General features: G+C 69.0%; 17 protein-coding genes. 7 read left to right on the forward strand and 10 right to left on the reverse strand.

The genetic code is table 11. From position 1 onward, the window contains the following. The first annotated feature begins 15 nt into the window (after nucleotides 1-15). The 4 genes from AB0F51_RS05460 (at nucleotide 16) to AB0F51_RS05475 (ending at nucleotide 6,681) form a co-directional block, all read left to right on the forward strand. Complete coding sequence (locus AB0F51_RS05460; RefSeq protein WP_360274375.1) at nucleotides 16-2,847, forward strand: DEAD/DEAH box helicase; 2,832 nt, start codon at nucleotides 16-18, stop codon at nucleotides 2,845-2,847. Further along, on the forward strand, nucleotides 2,844-4,082 hold the full coding sequence (locus AB0F51_RS05465) for an SWIM zinc finger family protein (RefSeq protein WP_360274378.1): 1,239 nt from the start codon (nucleotides 2,844-2,846) through the stop codon (nucleotides 4,080-4,082). The genes AB0F51_RS05460 and AB0F51_RS05465 overlap by 4 nt, the downstream gene beginning before the upstream one ends. A gap of 144 nt (nucleotides 4,083-4,226) precedes the next feature. Further along, nucleotides 4,227-4,724 (forward strand): N-acetyltransferase, encoded by a 498-nt coding sequence (locus tag AB0F51_RS05470; protein WP_360274381.1) that lies wholly within the window; start codon nucleotides 4,227-4,229, stop codon nucleotides 4,722-4,724. A gap of 187 nt (nucleotides 4,725-4,911) precedes the next feature. Beyond that, on the forward strand, nucleotides 4,912-6,681 hold the full coding sequence (locus tag AB0F51_RS05475; RefSeq protein WP_360274384.1) for a gamma-glutamyltransferase family protein: 1,770 nt from the start codon (nucleotides 4,912-4,914) through the stop codon (nucleotides 6,679-6,681). 22 nt (nucleotides 6,682-6,703) lie between these two features. Here AB0F51_RS05475 and AB0F51_RS05480 read toward each other — a convergent pair whose 3' ends face one another. After that, nucleotides 6,704-7,366 (reverse strand): GntR family transcriptional regulator, encoded by a 663-nt coding sequence (locus AB0F51_RS05480; RefSeq protein WP_360274386.1) that lies wholly within the window; start codon nucleotides 7,364-7,366, stop codon nucleotides 6,704-6,706. A 93-nt stretch (nucleotides 7,367-7,459) separates the two neighbouring features. Between AB0F51_RS05480 and AB0F51_RS05485 the strand changes: the two genes are divergently transcribed. Beyond that, nucleotides 7,460-8,374 carry a GNAT family N-acetyltransferase gene (locus AB0F51_RS05485; RefSeq protein ID WP_360274389.1) on the forward strand — a complete coding sequence of 305 codons (915 nt, stop codon included), beginning with the start codon at nucleotides 7,460-7,462 and terminating at the stop codon, nucleotides 8,372-8,374. Here AB0F51_RS05485 and AB0F51_RS05490 read toward each other — a convergent pair. Both AB0F51_RS05490 and AB0F51_RS05495 read right to left on the reverse strand, forming a co-directional pair. Then, entirely contained in the window at nucleotides 8,339-8,824 is a 486-nt protein-coding gene (locus AB0F51_RS05490) for a TrmH family RNA methyltransferase (protein ID WP_360274392.1), read from the reverse strand. The genes AB0F51_RS05485 and AB0F51_RS05490 overlap by 36 nt on opposite strands. Nucleotides 8,825-8,985: 161 nt before the next feature. Then, the gene (locus AB0F51_RS05495) at nucleotides 8,986-10,764 is read right to left on the reverse strand and encodes a M1 family metallopeptidase (protein ID WP_360274394.1); all 1,779 of its coding nucleotides are present in this window, start codon (nucleotides 10,762-10,764) and stop codon (nucleotides 8,986-8,988) included. A gap of 149 nt (nucleotides 10,765-10,913) precedes the next feature. Between AB0F51_RS05495 and AB0F51_RS05500 the strand changes: the two genes are divergently transcribed. Further along, entirely contained in the window at nucleotides 10,914-12,467 is a 1,554-nt protein-coding gene (locus AB0F51_RS05500; RefSeq protein WP_360274397.1) for an adenylate/guanylate cyclase domain-containing protein, read from the forward strand. Here the strand turns inward: AB0F51_RS05500 and AB0F51_RS05505 are convergent. The 4 genes from AB0F51_RS05505 to AB0F51_RS05520 are packed head-to-tail and all read right to left on the reverse strand — an operon-like array spanning nucleotide 12,442 to nucleotide 16,261. Next, the gene (locus AB0F51_RS05505) at nucleotides 12,442-13,158 is read right to left on the reverse strand and encodes a MerR family transcriptional regulator (protein ID WP_360274399.1); all 717 of its coding nucleotides are present in this window, start codon (nucleotides 13,156-13,158) and stop codon (nucleotides 12,442-12,444) included. The genes AB0F51_RS05500 and AB0F51_RS05505 overlap by 26 nt on opposite strands. Before the next feature lie 13 nt (nucleotides 13,159-13,171). Then, nucleotides 13,172-13,924, reverse strand: coding sequence for an SDR family oxidoreductase (locus AB0F51_RS05510; protein WP_360274402.1), 753 nt, complete (start codon nucleotides 13,922-13,924; stop codon nucleotides 13,172-13,174). Nucleotides 13,925-13,936: 12 nt separating this feature from the next. Then, nucleotides 13,937-14,740: a GNAT family N-acetyltransferase gene (locus AB0F51_RS05515; RefSeq protein WP_360274405.1), complete on the reverse strand. Its 804-nt coding sequence runs from the start codon at nucleotides 14,738-14,740 to the stop codon at nucleotides 13,937-13,939. A 21-nt stretch (nucleotides 14,741-14,761) separates the two neighbouring features. Beyond that, nucleotides 14,762-16,261, reverse strand: coding sequence for an SDR family oxidoreductase (locus AB0F51_RS05520; RefSeq protein WP_360274408.1), 1,500 nt, complete (start codon nucleotides 16,259-16,261; stop codon nucleotides 14,762-14,764). 112 nt (nucleotides 16,262-16,373) lie between these two features. On the opposite strand from AB0F51_RS05520, the gene AB0F51_RS05525 reads away from it, so the two are divergent. After that, the gene (locus AB0F51_RS05525) at nucleotides 16,374-17,192 is read left to right on the forward strand and encodes a metalloregulator ArsR/SmtB family transcription factor (protein ID WP_360274411.1); all 819 of its coding nucleotides are present in this window, start codon (nucleotides 16,374-16,376) and stop codon (nucleotides 17,190-17,192) included. 88 nt (nucleotides 17,193-17,280) lie between these two features. Here AB0F51_RS05525 and AB0F51_RS05530 read toward each other — a convergent pair whose 3' ends face one another. The 3 genes from AB0F51_RS05530 to AB0F51_RS05540 all read right to left on the reverse strand — a co-directional run bounded on the left by AB0F51_RS05530 (nucleotide 17,281) and on the right by AB0F51_RS05540 (nucleotide 21,262). Then, nucleotides 17,281-19,395 (reverse strand): DEAD/DEAH box helicase, encoded by a 2,115-nt coding sequence (locus AB0F51_RS05530; RefSeq protein WP_360274414.1) that lies wholly within the window; start codon nucleotides 19,393-19,395, stop codon nucleotides 17,281-17,283. Nucleotides 19,396-19,458: 63 nt separating this feature from the next. Further along, nucleotides 19,459-19,938 (reverse strand): redox-sensitive transcriptional activator SoxR, encoded by a 480-nt coding sequence (gene soxR / locus AB0F51_RS05535; protein WP_360274417.1) that lies wholly within the window; start codon nucleotides 19,936-19,938, stop codon nucleotides 19,459-19,461. 52 nt (nucleotides 19,939-19,990) lie between these two features. After that, on the reverse strand, nucleotides 19,991-21,262 hold the full coding sequence (locus AB0F51_RS05540; protein ID WP_360274420.1) for an MFS transporter: 1,272 nt from the start codon (nucleotides 21,260-21,262) through the stop codon (nucleotides 19,991-19,993). Between the last annotated feature and the right edge of the window lie 38 nt (nucleotides 21,263-21,300).

The raw sequence follows: 21,300 nt of genomic DNA on the forward strand, positions 1-21,300 counted from the left end.
CACAGGGAGTACAGGTTGGCTGGGAACGTGCAGGCGGGGGCGCTGGCCGGTTTGGCAGCGGTATTTGTTCCCTCCGACCCACCCCGCGAGAGCCGAGTCGCCTTCTGGGACCCCTCAGGAGGCGACTTGCCGCTCGGCGTCGGCGAGCAGACCTCGCTCGACCTGGCGGCGAGAGCCGACCACCAGCAAGACGGCGAGCCCCGCAGCGGTGAGCGGGGTGGCGGCAGGGTGGTTACTCGGGCGGTTCGGGTGGTTGTGCTTCCGGTTGAGCAGGCGGTGCCTGTTCTTGGGCGGGCGCGGACGGCTGCTGGGGCTCACCCGGCCGCGGCGTTCTGGGGAGCTGCTTCGCTTGTTGCTCTTCAGTTGGTGGCTCGTGGGCGGTTGCTTCCGGGGGTGTCCCCCGCCGGGTACGACGCCTGGCGGGTCGGGCCGTTGGATGCCGCGGATGTCGATCGGGTTCTCGCGCTTGCGGAGACGATTCCGTTCGAAGCCCGTTGTCTTCCGTTGGAGCAGCCGGAGTTGCGGGTGCCGGTGGGTGAGGAGCTTGTTCGGCAGTTTCTTGATGCGGTGGCTGACGGGATGCCTCGCTCCCCCGGTGCTGTGAAGGCGCACGGTACGACGCTCTTCGCGGCGAAGGCACCGCACCAGGTGCCGCGGTTGCGTGCCTGGGCCGACGAGGTGTCGGCCGGACTCGACACCGGTGTGCGGATCTCGCTCCGCATCGAGCTGCCCGAGTCGCTCGGCTTCCGGGCCGTGGTGCAGCTACACAGTCTCCAGGATCCCACCCTCGTCCGCGACGCTTCCGACGTCTGGGCCGAGGACGTGAGCGGCTTCGGTCCCCGTGCACGCATCGACGCGACGCTGGCGATCCGGCGAGCATCCCGCGTCTGGTCTCCGCTGTCCCGGCTGCTCGACTCCGCAGTACCGGATCGGCTGGAGCTGGCCGATGAAGAGGTCGCCGGGTTGCTGGCGACCGGTGCTCAGCGCTTGGCAGCAGCCGGTGTCGAGTTGCACTGGCCGCGCAATCTCGGGCGTGAGCTGACCGCGCGCGCCGCGATCACCTCCACCGACGGTCCGCCGTCGGACATGCCGAGCTTCTTCGGTGGTGACAGCACCCTCGACTTCAGCTGGCAGGTTGCCCTCGGCAACGACCCGCTGACCGAGGCCGAGCTGGACCAGCTCGCCGAGGCGACCCGCCCGGTGGTCCGGCTGCGGGACCAGTGGATGCTCGTCGACCCCGAGCTGGCCCGCAAGGCCCGCGAGCGCATCCTCAAGCCGGTCACCGCGATCGACGCGCTGAGCGCCGCCCTCACCGGCACCACCGAGGTCGAGGGCCGGCAGATCGCCGTGACCCCGACCCGCTGGCTCGAAGAGCTGCGAGCCAAGATCGCCGACCCCGAGCGTTCGCAGGAGCCAATCGATCCGCCCGCGGCTCTGCAGGCGACTTTGCGCGACTACCAACTCCGCGGTCTGCGCTGGCTCGCCCGGATGACCGACCTCGGCCTCGGCGGGTGCCTCGCCGACGACATGGGTCTCGGCAAGACGATCACCCTCATCTCCCTCCACCTGCACCGCCAGCAAACCGCCGACACCGAGGGTCCGACCCTCGTGGTCTGCCCGGCCTCACTTCTCGGCAACTGGGAACGCGAGGTCCAGCGCTTCGCCCCCGGCACGCCGGTACTGCGCTTCCACGGCTCCGGCCGCTCACTCGAAGGCGCCGACAGCGGGTTCGTGCTCACGACGTACGGGACCCTGAGGCGCGATGCCGCCCGGTTGGCCGGTCATCGCTGGGGGCTGCTCGTCGCCGACGAGGCCCAGCACGTCAAGAACCCGACTTCCGGAACTGCGAAGGCGCTGCGCACAGTGCCCGCCCTCGCCCGAGTGGCCCTCACCGGCACTCCGGTCGAGAACAACCTCTCCGAGCTGTGGGCGATCCTCGACTGGACGACCCCCGGATTGCTCGGCCGCCTGAGCACCTTCCGCACCCAGTGGGCGACACCGATCGAAGCTGACAAGGACGAAGCGGTCGCCGAGCGGCTAGCGAAGCTGGTCAAGCCCTTCCTGCTGCGGCGGCGCAAGTCCGACCCCGGCATCGCGCCCGAGCTGCCACCCAAGACCGAGACCGACCAGACCGTCTCGCTCACCCGCGAGCAGGTGGTTCTCTACGAGGCGACCGTTCGCGAACTGCTCGATGCAGTCGCTGCCAGCGATCAGATGGCTCGGCGCGGGCTGATCGTGAAACTGCTGACCGCGCTCAAGCAGATCTGCAACCACCCGGTGCAGTACCTCAAGGAGGGCGACGACGCGCGCCTGGCCGGCCGCTCCGGCAAACTCGAACTGCTCGACGAGTTGCTCGAGACGATCGTCGCCGAGGACGGCGCCGTGCTCGTCTTCACCCAGTACGTCGCCATGGCGCGACTGCTCGAGCGCCACCTCGCCGACCGTGGCATCGCCACCGAACTGCTCCACGGCGGTACGCCGGTGCGCAAGCGCGAGGAGATGGTCGAGCGGTTCCAGGCCGGTGAGGTGCCGGTGTTCCTGCTGTCGCTCAAGGCTGCCGGCACCGGACTCAACCTGACCCGCGCCGATCACGTCGTCCACTACGACCGCTGGTGGAACCCAGCCGTCGAGGACCAGGCGACCGACCGGGCGTACCGGATCGGGCAGACCCGGCCGGTGCAGGTGCACCGGTTGATTGCCGAAGGCACCATCGAGGACCGGATCGCGGCGATGCTGAAGAGCAAACGCGCGCTCGCGGACGCAGTACTGACGGCTGGGGAGGCCGCGCTGACCGAGTTGACCGACACCGAACTCGCCGACTTGGTGGAACTGAGGGCAGCCCGATGAGCGGCGAAGAGGCGCGCGGATTCCCGGCCTTCCCCGCGCAGGGCGGCCGGCGCAGTACGCGCGGGAAGTCCTGGTGGGGACGCGCCTGGGTACAGGCACTCGAGGACACCTCACTCGACTCCGACCAACTCCGCAAAGGCCGCCGGACGGCGAACTCGGGGCAGGTCGGCACGATCACGATCAGCCCTGGGCGGCTCGCGGCGACGGTGTACGCGCCGGAGGACACCTACGAAGCCGTGGTCGAGATCGATCGCCTCGACGATGACGAGTGGGTCCGCTTCCTCGATCAGGTGGTGGCCCGCGCGGGACACATCGCGGCGCTGCTCGACGGCGAGATGCCGCACGACCTGGTCGATGCGGCCGCGGATGCGGGGGTTCCGTTGCTTCCCGGCATCGGCGACCTCGACCCGAGCTGCACCTGCGACTCGTGGGAACTCCCCTGCCAGCATGCCGCTGGTCTCTGCTACCAGGTCGGCTGGCTCCTGGACGAAGACCCGTTCGTGCTGCTCCTGCTCCGCGGCCGCTCGCGGGAGACCCTCCTCGAAGACCTCCAACGCCGCTCGTCAGGTCCCGCGGCTGCGGCAGCTCCGAAGCCTTCGGAGACGGAGGTTCGTGAAGGCGTTCTGGCGACCGACGCGGCAACGCTCGAGCTCAGCCAACTGCCCGAGCTGCCCGACCTCCCACCCAAGATCGCGCTCGAGGATCTGGTGGTCAGTGGCACCCAGCCGTTGGCGGAGCTAGAGGCAACTACTCTGCCGCTGCTCGTGCTCGACGCCGCCCGACGGGCCCGTGCTCAACTCAACGCGCTGCTGTCGGGCGCCCCCGACCCGTGGGTCCTCGACGAGTGGCAGGACAGCATCCGCCTGGCCGCCGACCACCCGGTACTACGCGAGCGGGTGACCGCCGCTTGGGATCGGCCGGACGCCGTCGCGCTCGGAGTACGGGCCTGGTCGTACGGCGGAGCGCCGGGGCTCGACGTACTCGAGAACACGTGGACGCCAGATGCGGGTGACCTTGCTCGGGCCCGCACCGAGCTCATTGCCGCCGCGGATGGTGAGCTGGAGATCGTTGTCGAAGGCAACCGGGTCACCACCGCGGGAAGCGTTCGCTGCCAGACCCGCCTGGACCGCACCGGGCGCTGGCACCCGTACCATCTCGTCGACGACGAATGGCAACCGGCAGGTCCGCCCGACCGGGATCCCACCGTCGCCCTCGCCGTACCGGACGGATGGTAAATCGCGTGCGCCAGCGGCTGTCCGCTGACTAGAGTGCCGAGTGATCAGGGAAAGGAGATGAGTTGATGACCGCGAATGCGGCTGCTGCCGTGCGCAGCGCCCTGCCCCGAACCGGTCACCTCCATCTCTGAAAGGTATTTCCCGTTGTCTTGGATCACCCGTGCGGAAACAGCTGCCGATGTGGCTGCGATCCGCGAAGTCAACCTGCTCGCGTTCGGCAAGACCTACGAGCCGGATCTGGTCGAGGCACTGCGCTCCGACTCTTCGGCCTGGTTGCCGGGGCTGTCGATCGTTGCCACCACCGGCGACGGTCAAGTGGTCGGCCATGTGCTGCTCAGTCGCTGCACCATCGGCGAGACCCCGGTCTTGAGTCTCGGGCCCGTCGCGGTGTTGCCGGCGTACCAGGGCCAGGGCGTCGGCAGCGCCGTCATCCTGGCCGGCCTGGCCGAAGCACGCCGGCAGGGTGAGCATCTCGTCATTCTGGTGGGTCATCTCGACTACTACCCGCGGTTCGGTTTCCGGCCGGCCTCGGACTTCGGGATCGACGGTCCGATCAGCGGTCCGCACCTGATGGTGCTGCCGCTCGACGACCATCCGGTCCCGGCGGGCACCATCCGTTATCCGCTCACCTGGGGCTTGTAACTCCCGGGGCCCGCTGTCCTGTGGCGGTCGACAAATGCCGGACGGTCGTGCCGGAGTCCCGGGTGATCGGGCAAGGTGGACACCAGGTCGCCTGCCATCTGGTGAACGACGACGGCAGCGGGCCCGACGTACGCGCTCCGGCAGACACAGCAGACACAGCAACAGACACAGCAAGAGGAGTTGCTCGATGACCTTCACCACCCGGCCCACGCTGCGCGGCACGTTCGGGATGGTCTCGTCCACCCACTGGCTGGCCTCACAGTCGGCCATGCGGCTCCTGGAGCTCGGCGGCAACGCCTTCGACGCCGCAGCCGCCGCCGGGTTCGTGCTGCACGTTGTCGAGCCGCACTTGAACGGTCCTGGCGGTGAGGTGCCGGCGATCATCGCTACTGCCGCTGACCCGACACCACGGGTGCTGTGCGGGCAGGGGGCGGCTCCGGCTGGCGCCACGATCTCCCACTTCCAGGAGCTGGGACTGCCGCTCATCCCGGGCTCTGGACCGCTGGCAGCCGCAGTACCGGGTGCTGTTGATGCATGGTTGCTGCTGCTGCGGGACCACGGCAGCATGCCTCTGCGGGCTGTGCTGGAGCCCGCGATCGGGTATGCGCGGTCTGGGCATCCGCTGGTCGCGCGGGTGGGCGAAACGGTCGAGACGGTCCGGGAGCTGTTCACCGACCACTGGCCGACGTCGGCCGAGCTGTGGCTGCAGGGTGGTGAGGCGCCTCGGGCCAACCAGTTGTTCCGCAACACGGCGTACGCGGAGACGCTTGAGCGGTTGCTGGCCAGTGCCGAGGGGGCCGGTGCGGGTCGGGTGGCTCAGGTCGAGCGGGCTCGGCGTACCTGGCGGGAAGGGTTTGTCGCGGAGGCGATCGACCGGTTCTCGCGCTTGCCGCATCGCGACTCGAGTGGCGAGGACCATGCCGGGTTGATCACCGGCGACGACGTGGCGTCGTACGAGGCGAGCTGGGAGGAGCCGGCGACGTACGACTGGCACGGGTACACCGTCGCCAAGACCGGTCCGTGGGGCCAGGGGCCGGCGCTGCTGCAGTCGCTGGCGGTGCTGGCCGAGTTGGGTGATCCGGCGTCCCTCGACCTGACGAGCGCCGAAGGCGTCCACACGATCACGGAGATCACCAAGCTGTCCTATGCGGATCGGGAGGCCTGGTACGGCGACGGCGTCGACGTACCGCTCAAGACGCTGCTCTCGCCTGGGTACGCCGCAGAGCGGGCTGCACTGATCGGTCCGGACGCGTCGTACGAGCTGCGACCCGGCAGCCCCGACGGCCGGACGCCGCGGTTGCCGTCGATCGTGTCGGGTGTCGTGGGCGACGCGAGCACCGGGGAGCCGACTGTGTCGTCCAATGGCGTCACGCGCGGCGACACCTGTCACGTGGACGTGATCGACCAGTGGGGCAACGTCATCTCGGCTACTCCGAGTGGCGGGTGGCTGCAGTCCTCACCGACCATCCCCGGGCTTGGCTTCTGCCTGGGCAGCCGGTTGCAGATGTTCTGGCTGGAGGAGGGCCTGGCCTCGTCACTTGCGCCAGGGCTGCGGCCGCGGACCACGCTGACACCCACGCTCGTACTACGCGACGGTTCGCCAGTACTCGCCTGCGGGTCGCCCGGCGGGGATCAGCAGGACCAGTGGCAGCTGCTGTTCCTGATGCGGCACCTAGCCGGCGGGCAGGACCTGCAGGAAGCAATCGATGCGCCTGCTTGGCATACGACTGCGTTCCCGTCGTCGTTCTACCCGCGGGCCGCAGTACCGGGCAACGTGACGATCGAGAGCCGCCTGGGCCCGACTGTGCGGGACACGCTGATCAGCAAGGGACACCAGGTCGTCGAGACTGACCCGTGGAGCCTCGGGCGCCTCTGCGCGGTCTCCCGCACCCCGGACGGCATCCTCGCCGCTGCGGCGAACCCCCGGGGGATGCAGGGCTACGCCACCGGCCGCTAGCGCGGGGCAAGCGCGCCGGGTACTAGCTGGCCAGTGCTGCCGCGGCGGCGGCTTCCACGTGTTCTCGGGCTGCTGTTGTGGCTGCTGCGCGGTCCCCGGCGGCTATCGCGTCAACCAGGCGGATGTGCTCCTTCCACGAATGCGGAGCACGCTGGGCGGCGCCGAGGCGGAAGACCCAGTGGACATGGTGATACATCGCCGCCGACAGCGACGCCAGCCAGCGGTTGCCGCTCATCTCGATGACCGCGAGGTGGAGCGCACTGTTGAGCTCGGCAACGAGATCGAAGTTCTCCGCCTCGGTCGCGGCCCGCGCGTCGTCCAGCAACTGCCGCAGTCGCGCGACGTCCGCCTCGGACGCCCGCTCCGCCGCCAGCCCGGCCGCGAGCGTCTCCAACTGCTCCCGTACTGCGAACAGGTCCCGGATCGCCGTCTCGTCCAGGGTCGCCACCACCGCACCCCGACGGGGCAGAATCTGCACGAAGCCCTCGGCCTCGACCACCCGCAGCGCCTCCCGGACCGGATTGCGCGACACGCCGAAGTCCTCGGCCAGCCTGTTCTCGGTCAGCCGCTCGCCCTGCGCGTACTCACCGTCGACGATCCGCCGACGCAGCTCGGCCAGCACCTGATCCCTGAGCGCGAGGTGGTCGCCACCGATCGTCCGCGCTCCCCCGTACTGCTGGTCCACCCGAGCTCCCCTCCTGCGCGATGGTTCCGCAGCACCCTACCGGTACCGGAAACCCGCTTGTCCGCGCCGAACCGCTTCGGTTACCTTGCGGCCTTGACTACTACGATCACTGCCCTGTCGGATCCCGGCTACGGGCCGTTCAGCCGGCGGCTCGCGTGGCTCGCGGCCGACGCTGACGGCAACCCGGTCGGCTCGGCGTACCTGACGCTGTTCACCCGGCCGAGCCAAGCCCACCTGACCGAGCTCGAACTCGCGGTCCATCCGGCCGAGCGGCGCAAGGGCATCGGGTCGCAACTTGTTGCAGCCGCAGCCGACGCGGCCCGGGCGGCGGAGGCGCGGATCGTGCTCGCGGATGCCCGCGTCGGCTCCCCCGCCGATCACTTCCTGGCCAAGTGCGGTTTCACCGTCGGACTCAAGCTGATCTTCACCCGGTTGCCGCTCGCCGACGTCGACACCGCAGTACTGGCTGCTGTCGCGGAGGCCGAGCATCCTGGCTACCGGCTCGTGTCCTGGCACGGCGTGGTGCCCGATGAACTCGGCCAGACGTTCACCGACGCCCGGTCCGCGATGGATGACGCGCCGGTCGGCGAGATCGATTACGGACCCGACGTGTGGGATCTCGACCGGACGAAGGCCGCCGCGCTGCGGATCGAGCAGCGCGGCGAGCACCTCTCGACGGTCGCCGTGGTCGAGGAAGCCACTGGCCGCATCGTCGGCTTCACCGAACTCGTCGTACCGGCTGACGGCCAGGGCGAAGCGCAGAACTTCAGCACGGCGGTCCTCAAGGAGCACCGTGGCCACGGTCTGGCCCGCTGGCTGAAGGCGGAGTCGATCCGCCAGACCCGCGAGCGTTTCCCGAATCTCGGCGGCCTGCTCACCGACATGGTCGACACCAACGTGGCCATGCGCCGCGTCAATGCCGACCTCGGCTACCGCACCACGCACGAGGTGCACCGCTACAAACTCCCGCTCTCAGAGCAGGCCGGCCAGGCGATAGAGAACCAGTGAGCCGGCCACCGCGACGTTGAGGCTCGCCCCGCTGCCCACCATCGGGATCTCCACCACCACGTCGAGCTGATCGAGCGCCTCGGGCGGGATGCCGGTGCGCTCATGACCCAGTACTGCGATCGTCCGGTTGCGAGCCGCCGGGAGGTCGCCCAGCCGCACCGACTCCTCGGCCAGCTCGACCCCGACGACCGTCGTACCGGAACGCTTCTGGTCGATCAGCCAGCGCACCGGGTCGTGCCCGGTCCAGTGCACACAAGTCCTTGTTTTCAAGGTGTTTCCCAGCCCTAAAGCCTCCGGCACCCACGGAAGCTTCGGTACTGCGAGGCATGCACCGACCGCATCGCAGGTGCGCAGCAGCGTGCCGAGATTCACCCCGTGTTTGGGCCAGAGAGGCGCGATCAGCAGATGATCCCAGCAGGAGTGCGACCGCCGTCGCCGCTGCCTCTTCAACTCCTTCGGGCTCCGCACCCGAACCTGCGCCCCACTCACACCCGAACGGGAGCGACCCTCCCGCACCACAAACCAACCGTCATAGAAGAGATGCTTAGCGGCGCACCCAGGCCATCGACGGGATCAGAAACCATCCACAGTCTAGACCAAGCAGGTGGCCATCAGCGGCCGAGGATCTTCTGGACCGCGGCGGTGGTGATGGGGTGGTAGTTGGGGCGGGCCGCGGCGAAGACCTCGGTGGCGAAGTCGCGACCGGCCTCTGATGCTGCCAGGGCTTTGTAGACCGGGAGGACGAGTTTCATCCGGCCGACCCGGGTGAGGAAGGTGGCCAGTTCGTCGTACGCCGGGGTGTAGTTGCTGGCGGCCACGATTGCGTACCAGCGACGGGCGATCTCGCCGTTCGCGGTGCCGGTGAGGTCGAACTCCCGGTCCAGTTGCTGCAACTGCGCAGCGGTCAGTACGTCGGGTGCGGCGTCCAGGAAGCGCAGCCACTCCTGCGTCGTCCAGTGCTTGGCTCCGGCCGGCACCTCACCGGTGGTCAGCCAGCGTTCGCGGAGCTCGTCGACGATCTCGAACCGCGCGGAGACAGCCCTCTCCGCGAAGGCCGGGATGCCCGGTTCATCCAGCCAGGCGGCGAGCTCGGCCGGCGTGACCAGGCCCGGGTGCTTGTCCAGCAACTGCTCCTGCAGATGCCCGACGAAGTCGTCGGTGTTGATGCTGCGGAACGCGAACCGGTCGAAGTACCCGCGCAGGAAGGGATCGAAGGTCTCCCGCGTGAACCGCTCCTCCAGCCAGGCCAGGAACCAGGCGCCCTTGAGCGGCCCGAGACCGGTCGTGCCGTGGTACTGCGACCGGTGGTTGAGCCCTGGCAGCTCGACCGCCTGCTGAGCAGCCGGAAGCGGGTCCAGCCTCACCACCGTCGCGTGCTGCTTGATCGCGGTCTCCATCACGGCCAGCTCGTGTCCGTAGACGGCCTCGACGATCCGGTTCTCGACGTACGACGTGAAGCCCTCGTTCAGCCAGATGTCGTCCCAGCTGTCCTGCGTGACCAGGTTGCCCGACCAGCTGTGCGCCAGTTCGTGCGCCACCACGCTGACCAGCGACTTGTCGCCAATCACCACGGTCGGGGTGGCGAACGTCATCCGCGGGTTCTCCATCCCGCCGTACGGGAAGGACGGCGGCAGCACCAGGATGTCGTAGCGGCCCCAGCGGTACGGCCCGAAGAGCGCCTCGGTGACGCGCATCATCTCCTCGGTGTCGCAGAATTCGGTCGCCGCCCGCTTGGCCATCTCCGGCTCGGCCCAGACACCCGCGCGGTCGCCGATCGGCTCGAACACCAGGTCACCGGCGGCGATCGCCAGCAGGTACGACGGGATCGGTTCGGGCATCACCACGTCGTAGGAGCCACTGCGGTGGGAGATGGTGCCGTTGTCGGCGCTCATCAGCACCATCAGCTCGGGCGGTGCCGTCACGTGGGCGGCGTAGCTGAAGCGCACGCTCGGAGTGTCCTGCACGGGCACCCAGCTCCGGGCGTGGATCGCCTGGGACTGGCTGAACATGAACGGCATCATGCCGCCGGCGGTCATCGACGGCTCGAGCCATTGCAGCCCGGTGGCCGTCGGGGCAGTCCGGTAGCTCACCCGCACCTGTTCGTGCTGCCTGGTGCGGATGGTCAGTGCGGAGCCCAGCTCCTGGTCGGGCACCGCCAGGCTGTACTCCAACGGCTCCCACTCCCCGTCCTCGCCGCCGGCGCCTTCCACGGCCAGGATGGTGAGATCCCGCGTGTCGAGGACCAGCCGGTCGCCAGGGCCACTCCAGGCCAGCGTGTGCGTGGCCGTGCCGGACAGCACCTTGGCGGTGAAGTCCAGGTCGAGGTCCAGCGCGAGGTGGGTGGTGCGCACCAACGCCGGCTCGGCGTAGGAGTGGCGGTCGTGGGTCACAAGGGCTCCCGAAGGCAGAATGTCGTTCGCTGGACACTACCCACGCAACGGCCCGATGACGCGGCCGATCAGGGCCACGGGCAGCACCGTGCCAAAACAATTTCCGGCGGCAGGGCGCCGCTTTCCGGACCGGCAGACTGGGAGCAGGGATGGCGCAGAGGCGACCGGAGCTCGTCCTCCAGCGGAGACCGTTCGGATCGTGGCTGCTCGGCCCGGCCGGTCAGAGCCCCCGGCAGCTGCGGATCCGCTCCCAGCTGCTACTGACCACGTTCTCGCTCGGGACGAACATCATCGGGGCGTCGGTCGTCTTCGTTCTGATGGTCTTCGTCCTGCCCGGCCCGCCTGCGAACCACGAGCTCCAACTGGTCCGCGCGATCGTCTTTCCCGGCTATTTCCTGCTGGCCCTGCTGGTCGGCGCGATCTGGAGCACCCGGTACGCCGTCCGCGTCACCTCGTGGGTCCTCGAAGAGCGGCCGGCCACCCGCCAGGAGCAGATCGCGACCCTGCGACTGCCGTTGCGGCTGACCATGATCGAGGTGTTCCTCTGGCTGCTGGCGACGGTGCTGTTCAGCGCGCTGGCCCTGATCTTCCAGCCCGACAACGTCCTCCGGATCCTGGTGACCACCTTCGACGGCGGCATCGTGACCTGCGCCGCGTCGTACCTGCTGACCGAATTCGCGCTGCGGCCGGTCGCCGCGAGGGCGCTGGCCGACCAGGCTCCGCCCAAGCGGCTGCTGGCGGCCGGCCTGAGCACGCGGACCGTGATCTTCTGGGCGGTCGGTTCCGGGGTGCCGGTCGCGGGCCTGATGCTGACGGCCGTGCTGGCCCTGATCGAGAAGGATGTCTCGGCCACCCGCCTCTCGGTGATGATCCTTGCCCTCGGCACCGTTGTGCTGGTCTGCGGCTGGTTGCTGACCGTCCTGACGGCCAGATCGGTCGTCGCGCCGGTCCGCTCGGTGCGCAACGCGCTCACGGTGATCGGTGACGGCGAGCTGGACGTGACCATCCCGGTCTTCGACGGCACCGAGCTGGGCTCGCTGCAGGCGGGTTTCAACCGGATGGCCGCCGGACTGCGCGAACGGGAGCGGATTCGCGACCTCTTCGGCCGGTACGTCGGTCCTGAGGTGGTGCGGGAAGCCTTGGCCAGCGACTCGATCGGCGGTGAGGAGCGGTTCGTCGCCGTGCTGTTCGTAGACCTGGTCGGGTCCACCGAACTCGCGGCTGTCCGGCCACCGACCGAGGTGGTCCAGCTGCTCAACAAGTTTTTTGAGATCGTGGTCGACGAGGTCGATCGTCAGGGTGGCTTCGTCAACAAGTTCGCGGGTGACGCCGTGCTGGCCGTCTTCGGTGCGCCGGCCGAGCTGCCGGACCCTGCCGGGAGCGCGCTTCAGACCGGCCGCGCGCTGGCCCGGCGACTGACCGAGGAGTTGCCTGAGGCAACGGCGGGGATCGGCGTGACCGCCGGGACGGTCGTCGCGGGAACCGTCGGCGACCTGCGCCGGCACGAGTACACGGTCATCGGCGACCCGGTGAACGAGGCCGCCCGGCTGACCGAACTGGCCAAATCCGTCCCTGGCCGGTTGCTCGCCTCGATGGCCGCGGTCGACGAGTCCGCGCCGGCCGAGGCCGCGCACTGGAAGGCAGGCGAGGAGGTCACCGTGCGTGGCCGCAATCGCCCTACCCAGCTGGCGATTCCCAGCTAGTCAAGTACTCGTGCAGCAAGGCGGCGCCGTGCAGCATCACGCGGGTCCGCCGATCATGAGCCGCGCGCCGCTCCGCGAGGGCCGCCCGCAACGCCTCCGTGCTGCCCGCCTTCCGCAACCCGTCCAGCACCGGCCGGATCTGCTCGAACCCGTACCGCCCACGCCGCAACATCGCGATGATCCGCGCATCCCGCACCTGGACCGGCCCATACCGCCGGTACTTCGTCCCCGCCTCCCGCACCGGCGTGAGCAACTCCGCCGACTCCCAGACCCGCAAAGTCGACGTCCGTACGCCGAGTTGCGCCGCCAGTTCGCCGACCAGCAGCTCCGGCCCGTCGACGACCGGTGGACCGTCGAGGAACTCCTCGGCCGCCGTACCGAGCGCTTCGCTCGCCGCGTCCGTCGCGAGCCGCTGCTCGTGCAACGCGGCATGACTCGCGTCGATCAGCCGGAACGCCAGCGCCTGGTCGCCATCGTGGACCGCGGACATGATCGCGGTCGCGGTCTCCCGGCCGAACCCGGGCGCCAGCGCGCGATACGTGAGCAACGCGTGCAGATGCACGTCGTCGTACTGCCGATAGCCCGACTCGGTCCGCGGTACTGCGGGCAGGATGCCGACATCCTCGTAGTTGCGGACCAGTTGTGTCGAGATGCCGGCTTGCCTGGCCAGGTCGACCGGTCGCAGTCCCATTCGCCGGGTCCGCTCAGCGACCGCCGGCCACGTCGACCATCGAGCCGGTCATGTAGGAGGCGCGATCGGAGGCGAGGAAGGCGATCAGCTCGGCGACCTCTTCCGCCTTGCCCGGGCGGCCCAATGGCGGGGTGCCACCGATCCGTTCGAGCCGTCCTTCCTCGTGGATCTCGGTCTCGATCAGTCCGGGCCGGACGCCGAGCACGCGGATGCCCTCCTTGGCGACCTCGTTGGCCAGCCCGATCGTCATCGTGTCGACGGCGGCCTTGCTCGCCGCGTAGTCGACGTACTCGCCGGCCGACCCCAGCACGGCACCACGTGAGGAGACGTTGACGATCACTCCTCCATTGCCGCCGGCAACCGTCGACATCCGGCGTACCGCGGCGGCCGCGACCAGGAACGCGCCGATCGTGTTGATCCGGAACACCCGCTCCAACCGGGCGAGGTCGTAGTCGGCCACCCGGCCGCTCGGCGAGACGACGCCCGCATTGTTGACCACGGCACCGATCGGACCGAGCTCTGCCGTCACCGCGTCGAAGAGCCGCTCGATCTGGTCGGCCTCGGCGACGTCCGCCTGGACGGCGAATGCCCGCCGGCCGAGCTTCTCGCACGCCGTGACGACGTTCTCCGCCTCGTCCGAGCGAGTGCGGTAGCTGACTCCGACATCCCAGCCGTCCGCCGCCAGCGCAACGGCCGCAGCCGCGCCGATCCCGCGACTTCCACCAGTGACCAGGGCGGTCCCCCGCCGATCCTCATGCTTCGTCATGACCCCAGCTTTTCACGCCGGCACAGGTCGCTTGGACAACTGCAGCTGTACTTCGCTGTCGCTGAAGCCCAGCGAGCGATAGATCCGGATCGCGCGATAGTCCGGGTCGGCCACCATCACCAGCGTGTGCGCCCCGAGCTCGTCGAACCCGTACCGCGAGGCACGGTGCACGAGCGTGCTCGCCAGGCCCCGGCCCTGGTCGTCCGGATGCGTCTGCACGGTCTGGAACCGCGCGACGCCCGAGCCGTCCGAGGCGAGCCCGAGCGACGCCTGCAGCCGATCCCGCTCGAAGGCGCCGAACCACTTCGCGTGGCCGGCGTCGCACAGCGCCCGCTCCGCGGCGATCCGCCGCCGGTTGTACTCGCGATACTCGTCGTCGACTTCCATCGTCGCCAACCTCAACGTCAGCTCACTCAACTGCTCCCAGTCCCCGTCACCACTCAGGAACCGGTACTGCGAAGTCTCGTTCGGCCGCGCCGGTGCGCGGACCCCGGTCGCCGTCATCACCGTGTTGCGCTCGATCTCGAACCCGGCCGCCTTGAGCTCCTCGTCACTACCGACCAGCCCGTCGGTGGTGTCCAGGCCCAGCGATCGATGGGCCGCCTCGGGAAACTCGCTCCGGAAGATCTCCTCGCGCTTCACGGCATCACCCGGCGTGAACGGAGTACGGAAGAGCAGGTAGTTGCCCCACCAGAAGGTCGGGTTGGCCGGAGTACGCACGACGACGTACTCGCCCTGGTCGGTCAGCACGCTGCCGCTCATCTCGAGCAGCATCAGATCGGTTCGGTAACCCAGGCTGGTGATGGCGATGTCCACCTCACCATCCTCGCCAGGGCGTCAAGACGATTTGTGCTCGGCCTTGTCCTGGGCCTTGTCCTGGGCCGCGTTGGCGATGTTGCGTTGCATGCCGCCGAAGACGATGCCGTGGAACGGTTTGATCGCCCACCAGTACAGGTGTCCCGGCAGGCCGTGAGGATGGAAGAGCGCTCGCTGCCGGAACACGGTGCGCTTCTGGTCGTCGGTGTCGACGACGAGCTCGAGCCAGGCCAGCCCTGGCAACCGCATCTCGGCGCGCAACCGGAGGAGCTTGAGGTCCTCGATCTCCTCCACCCGCCACCAGTCGAGCGGATCGCCGACGGACAGGTCGCTCGGGTTGCGCCGCCCTCTGCGCAGCCCGGGACCACCGACGACACGATCCAGCACTCCGCGAGCCCACCAGCCCAGGCGCCAGGAGTACCAGCCGTTGGCTCCGCCGATGCCTTCGATCACCGACCAGAGCCGCTCCGGCGTCGTGGAGATCGCGCTCTCCCGCTCGTCGACGTACAGCGAGCCGCCCGACCAGTCCGGATCTCCGGGCAGCGGGTCGCTGGGCGCACCCGGCATGGCGGCGGACGCCCAGCTGGTGCTCACGTCGAGATCCCGGACCCGCTTGAGGGCGAGCTCGACCGCCTCATCGAAACCGATCAGCCCCGGCGCCGGATCCGCGACGTACTGCGCGATGTCGTGTTCCTTGCAGACCACCTCGTGGATCAGGCTGTCGACCAGCGGGCGGGCGATGCTGCTCGGTACCGGCGTGACCAGGCCGACCCAGTGACTCGACAGCGACGGGGTCAGCAGCGGAAGGGTGATGATGCGCCTACTGGTGAGGTGAGCGACAACGGCGTACCGCTGCATCATGTCGCGGTAGGTCAGGACGTCCGGTCCGCCGATGTCGAAGCCGCGGTTGACGGAGCCAGGCATCGACGCGCTGCCGACGAGGTAGTGCAGGACATCGCGAACCGCGATCGGCTGGATCCGGGTGGTCAGCCAGCGCGGGGTGATCATCACCGGCAGCCGGTCGGTCAGGTAGCGGAGCATCTCGAAGGACGCCGAGCCTGATCCGAGAATGACCGCCGCCCGGAGCACGGTGGTCGGGACGCCCGAGGCGAGCAGGATCTCGCCGACCTCGCGCCGCGAGTCCAGGTGCCGCGAGAGCTCCTCCCCCTGCGGATAGAGCCCACCGAGGTAGACGATCCGGCCGACCCCGGCCTCGCGGGCCGCGGCGCCGAAGGTCAGCGCGGTGTGGCGGTCGCGCGACTCGAACCGCTTACCGGTGCCGAGGGCATGGATCAGGTAGTAGGCGACATCCACCCCTTCGAGCGCCGCGTCGACCTGATGACGATCGCCGGCATCGGCCTCGACCACCTCGACCTGGTCGTACCAGTCGCGGTCTTGCAGACGGCGTGGGTTGCGGGCCATCGCCCGGACCCGGTAGCCCGCCTTGAGCAGCTCTGGGACGAGCCGCCCGCCGATGTACCCGGTGACACCAGTGACCAGAACCAGCTTCGACGTATCCATGGGAGCCGTCAGGTGCCCCTTCTGCGCTTGCTCATGCTCCCCTGGTTGACATGCAGCCTTACGGCTGCCTATGTTGGTTAGGCAGCCAGATGGCTGCATGAATGGAGTGGTGATGGACGACGAGGTGTTCCGGGCGTTGGCCGACCCGAGCCGCAGGCAGTTGCTGGACAGCCTGAACCAGCGGAACGGACAGACCTTGAGTGAGCTGTGCGCCGGGCTGGACATGGCCCGGCAGTCGGTCAGCAAGCATCTGGCCGTGCTCGAGAGCGCGAACCTCGTCACCACGCTCCGGCGCGGCAGGGAGAAGTTGCACCACCTGAACGCCGAGCCGATCAACGCCATCGCGGACCGCTGGATCAACCAGTACGACCGCCGGCGCGTGCAACTGTTCGCCGATCTCAAGACAGCATTGGAGCAGGAACCCGTGAGCGACAACGACTTCGTCTACACGACCTACATCAAGACCACGCCCGAACGGCTCTGGCGCGCCCTCACCGACCCGGCCTTCACCCAGCAGTACTGGGGTGTGCAGCACCGGACCGACTGGAAGGTCGGCTCGCCGATCGACTGGGTGATGGGTGACGTCACGATGTCCGGGCCGGGTCAGGAAGTGCTCGAGTACGACCCGTACCGCCGGTTGGCGTTCACCTGGCACCACATCACGCCGGAGTTCGCCGAGGCGGTCGAGATGACCGACGAACAGCGGGACAAGGCTGCCGCCGAGCCGCTCTCCCGGGCCAGCTTCGACCTCGAGCCGGACGGCGACCAGGTCAAGCTGACCGTCATCCACACCGGCTTCGAACCCGGCAGCGTGATCCGCCCCATGATCGACGAAGGCTGGACCAAACTCATCTCAGACCTCAAGTCCTTCGCCGAAACAGACGCATTCCAGCATCAAGCCGACCAAACCGAGGCCCCCGCGCCCGCCTAGCAAGCCGCAAAGGCCAGCTAATGAGAACAACCCACCGAACCGCCAGGGCCGGGCGCGGGCGGGCCCGGGGCGGGGTGGGGGCTGGCGGTTAGGGCCTTCGGTGGATTAGGAGGGGTAGTACTGCGGCGGCGCCGGATTCTCTGAGTTTGGCGGCGGCTACTGTGATCGGCCACTGGGAGGACGACGCATCGACCACCAGGAGGACCGAGCGGCCGGTGATCGCCTGGGCTGTCGGGGGATCGACTGAGACGCCGTCGCGCCAGACCTTGGCCTCCTCCGCGGACGACAGCTCGTCGCTGAAGGCGGCGCCGTCGACGGTCAGCTCGGCTCGCTCCAGGCGACCGATCTCGGCCAGGTGGTTGGCGACCTCGGTCACCAGCTGACGATGGCCGGCCGCCGGCAGGGTCACCACGACTTCCGGCCGCCGCGACCACGCATCCCGCCACCGGGAGAGCGCAGCAACACACCCCGCCTTCAACGCCTCCAGCGCGGCAGGCTCCGGAGTGGCACTGAAGACCGACCGAATGACCTCCCGCCACTCCGGCGCATCCGCGTACACGATGCTCCGGCCCGGCTCGGCCGCCAACGCCGGTGGGATCCGCCCCTTGGCGCCGAACGCACCACCGGGCCACATCTTGCGAGGCTCCAGCACGTGAGTCTCGCCGCGCAGCAATCGAGTGATCGCCTGCACGGTGTCCGGATCAGGCTTGGCGGTCAACGGGTCGGGCAGCAGCCCGAGACACACCGAGCATCGCCCGCACCGCTCGGCGGACGGGTCGTCCAGCGACTCCTGGAGCAGTTGCATGAGGCAACGTTCACCGCGGGTGTAGGCGCGCATGATGTCGGCCTCGCGACGGCGTACCGAGACGATGCCGTCGTAGTGGGCCGCGTCGAAGGTCCAGTCGACGGACGTCCGCACCCAGCCGCGCTCGACCCGCTCGACCGCGCCGTCGACCGCCAACTGCTTCAGCATCAGCTCGACGCGACCCCGGCGCAGACCCGTCTCGGCCTCCAGCGCCGGCACGGTCGCCGGCTGGTCGGGCCCGTAGGCCTCCAGCCCGCGCAGCAACCTGTTCACCTGCTCGGGAATCGGAATCGTCGCCGTCGCGAAGTAGTCCCAGACGCCGGCATCCGCGTCCGACGGCAGCAACGCCACCACCGCATGATCGATGCCACGCCCAGCACGCCCGACCTGCTGGTAGTACGAGACCGGCGACGGCGGCGACCCGACATGCACGACGAACCCGAGGTCAGGCTTGTCGTACCCCATCCCCAGAGCCGAGGTGGCGACCAACGCCTTCAACTCGTTACCCCGCAAGGCATCCTCAAGCCGCTCCCGCTCCCCCACTTCCAGCCCGCCCGTATAGGCAGCGACCGGCACCGAAGCCCCATGCACTTCCTGGATCGCCGCGGCCAGCCGTTGCGCATCGGAGACCGTCAACGTGTAGACGATGCCCGATCCCGGCAGCTTCGGGAGATGGTCGACAACCCAGGCGAACCGGTCCAACGGCGACAACGCATCGACCACGGCCAGTTGCAGACTCGACCGCGCCAATGGGCCTCGCAGTACGAGCGTCGACTCACCCAACTGATGGGCAACGTCATCGGTGACTCGCGCGTTCGCGGTGGCGGTCGTCGCGAGCACCGGCGTTTGCGGGTTCAGCTTCTGCAGTACGTCGGACACGCGCCGGTAGTCCGGCCGGAAGTCGTGACCCCAGTCGGAAACGGCATGCGCCTCGTCGATCACCAGCAAACCGATCTGCCCAGCGAGCCCGTCCAACACCCGCCGACCAAAGCCAGGATTGGCCAACCGTTCTGGCGACACCAGCAGCACGTCGATCGCGCCCGAACGCAGCTCGCTCTCGATCCCAGACCAGTCGTCCACGTTCGAAGAGTTCAGCGTCGCCGCGCGCAGCCCGGCCCGGCCGGCCGCGGCCACCTGGTCTCGCATCAACGACAGCAACGGGGAGACCACCAGCGTCGGCCCCGCCCCCTCGGACCGGCGGATCGCCGTCGCCGCCCAGTACACGGCGGACTTGCCCCAGCCGGTCGCCTGGACGACCAGCACCCGGGCGTTCGGCTCGCACAGCGCGGCGACCGCGGTCTCCTGGTCGTCCCGGAGCCGCGCGCCGTCACCGGCGATCGCGCGGATCACTCCCGCGGCGGTCGTCGCCCGATCATCCGACAGCTTGATGTCACCCATGCCGACGACCCTAGACGCCGCCACCCCCAGCCCGCTCGGCCGCACTCGCCGGTTGTGGAAAACTCAGCGGCAACTGCCCGGATGACAAGGGTTTCCGCCCGAATCGACCAGCCGTTGCGGGCCAGGACCTTTGGTCGCCAGGACGTCGTACGGGTTGGCCAGGCCGCAGCGGTCGAGGGAGAGGCAGCCGCACCCGACGCAGTCCTGGAAGTCGTTGCGCAACTGCTCCAGCTGGACGATCCGCCGGTCGAGCTCGGCCTGCCAGCACTCGGAGATGCGCGCCCAGTCCTGCCGGTTCGGCGTCCGGTTGTCCGGCAGCAGGGCGAGGATCGCGGCCACCTCGGACAGCGGGATGCCGACCCGCTGCGCGATCCGGATCATCGCCACCCGGCGCAGCATGTCGCGCTTGTACCGGCGCTGGTTGCCCGCGGTCCGGCGGCTGACGATGAGGTTCTGCCGCTCGTAGAAGTGCAGCGCGGAGATCGCCACCCCACTGCGCTCCGCCAGTTGCCCGACCGTCAGCTCGCCCGGCTCGATGTCCACTCGTTCAGCCCTCCGCTCGAACCTCAACCAATGTCGAGGCTAGCGGAAGAACTCAGACGACAGCGATCCGGCGCCCGATACTCGCCGACATCAGGGCAGCGATCGCGCACAACCCGCCCGCGAGGTACCAGGCCAGGTTGTAGCTTCCCTGCACGTCCCGGATCACCCCGGCACCCGTCGCCGCGATCGCCGCGCCGATCTGGTGCGAGGCGAACACCCAGCCGAACACGATCGGCCCGTCCAACCCGAACCACTCGCGGCACAGCGCGACCGTGGGCGGAACCGTCGCCACCCAGTCGAGACCGTAGAAGATGATGAAGACCCAGACACTCGGTTGAGCCGTCGGACCGAGCAGGGACGGCAGGATCAGCAGGGACAAGCCGCGGAGCGAGTAGTACGCGATCAGCAGGTACCGCGGGTCCCAGCGATCCGTCAGCCACCCCGACAGGATCGTCCCGGCGATGTCGAAGACCCCGACCAGGGCGAGCAGCGATGCGGCCGTGGTCGGCGGCATGCCGTGATCGTGGGCCGCCGTGACGAAGTGCGTACCGATCAAGCCGTTGGTCGACGCCCCACAGATCGCGAACCCACCGGCGAGCATCCAGAACGCAGGCCGATGCATGGCCGACCAAAGAGCAGTCAACGCCCGTACTGCGCTGTTCCCGGTCGCGTCGACCCGCAACCCCGCAGTACTCCCCTCCGGAGCGCCGTACGCCCGCAGCCCCACATCACTCGGGTAGTCCCGCAGGAACACCAGCACCAGCGGTACTACGGCCAGCGCGGCCCCCGCAGCGACCAGTGCCGGCACCCGCCACCCGTAGGAGGTCGCCAGCCGGGCGATGAGCGGAAGGAACACGAGCTGCCCAGTGGCGCCCGCTGCCGTCAGGATGCCGGTGACCAGTCCGCGGCGCGCCACGAACCAGCGCCCGGTGATGGTGGCGACGAACGTCATCGACATCGACCCGGTGCCGACCCCGACGAGCAGGCCCCAGCAGAGCAGCAACTGCCACGCCGAGTCCATGAAGATGGTCAGGCCGCTGCCGAGCGCGATCAGGACCAGCGCGCCGCTGACCACCTTCCGGAGACCGAGGCGGTCCATCAGCGCGGCCGCGAACGGCGAGATCAGGCCGAACAGCAGCAGGTTGATCGACACCGCCGCCGAGATCGTCCCGTGCGACCAGCCGAACTCCTCGTGCAGTGGATCGATCAGCACACTCGGTACGGACCGGAAGCCGGCCGCCCCGATCAGGGTGATGAAACCGACGGCGGCGACAGGCCAGGCGCGATGCCACCGGACCGTCTGCTTCTCCAGAATCTGGGTCACCAGGCGAGTTTGCAGCAGCTTCCGCGGCCGAAACAGTG

The organism is Kribbella sp. NPDC023855, assembly GCF_040639475.1.
In the GTDB taxonomy this organism is placed as follows: Bacteria; Actinomycetota; Actinomycetes; order Propionibacteriales; family Kribbellaceae; genus Kribbella.

Bases quoted from the DNA above. Each gene is read 5' to 3' on its own strand.
- AB0F51_RS05465 (WP_360274378.1), top strand. From the start codon at position 2,844: ATGAGCGGCGAAGAGGCGCGCGGATTCCCGGCCTTCCCCGCGCAGGGC.
- AB0F51_RS05475 (WP_360274384.1), top strand. From the start codon at position 4,912: ATGACCTTCACCACCCGGCCCACGCTGCGCGGCACGTTCGGGATGGTC.
- AB0F51_RS05500 (WP_360274397.1), top strand. From the start codon at position 10,914: ATGGCGCAGAGGCGACCGGAGCTCGTCCTCCAGCGGAGACCGTTCGGA.
- AB0F51_RS05505 (WP_360274399.1), bottom strand. From the start codon at position 13,158: ATGGGACTGCGACCGGTCGACCTGGCCAGGCAAGCCGGCATCTCGACA.
- AB0F51_RS05510 (WP_360274402.1), bottom strand. From the start codon at position 13,924: ATGACGAAGCATGAGGATCGGCGGGGGACCGCCCTGGTCACTGGTGGA.
- AB0F51_RS05520 (WP_360274408.1), bottom strand. From the start codon at position 16,261: ATGGATACGTCGAAGCTGGTTCTGGTCACTGGTGTCACCGGGTACATC.
- AB0F51_RS05525 (WP_360274411.1), top strand. From the start codon at position 16,374: ATGGACGACGAGGTGTTCCGGGCGTTGGCCGACCCGAGCCGCAGGCAG.
- AB0F51_RS05530 (WP_360274414.1), bottom strand. From the start codon at position 19,395: ATGGGTGACATCAAGCTGTCGGATGATCGGGCGACGACCGCCGCGGGA.